1 protein-coding gene is annotated in these 244 nt (G+C 59.0%); it reads left to right on the top strand.

All coding sequences use genetic code 11. The features are described from left to right. Positions 1-244 (top strand): hypothetical protein (locus ACO0K8_RS22410; protein WP_422948866.1); only part of this gene is annotated, 244 nt, incomplete at both ends.

Genomic DNA, 244 nt, shown 5'->3' with positions numbered 1-244 from the left:
TCACAGTCGCCTTGCCAGGCACCGCGAAGGCAGGTGACACCCTGACGATCACCGACGGCACGACTCCGCAAAGCCACGTCTTAACGGCCGCAGAAATCACCGCTGGTACGTATAGCAGCACGGTTGCGAAACCAGCGGAAGGTGCGACGTTAACCGTCACAGCGACGGTTACGGATATCGCTGGTAATGTCTCCGCCCCGGGCACGGATGCAGCCACATTAGTGACTGTAACAAATGGTGCACC

The organism is Undibacterium sp. Ren11W (assembly GCF_049340485.1).
Classification (GTDB): Bacteria; Pseudomonadota; Gammaproteobacteria; order Burkholderiales; family Burkholderiaceae_D; genus Undibacterium.
The sequence above is the reverse complement of the archived record's forward strand: the minus strand, read 5'-3'. Positions and strand labels throughout refer to the sequence as shown.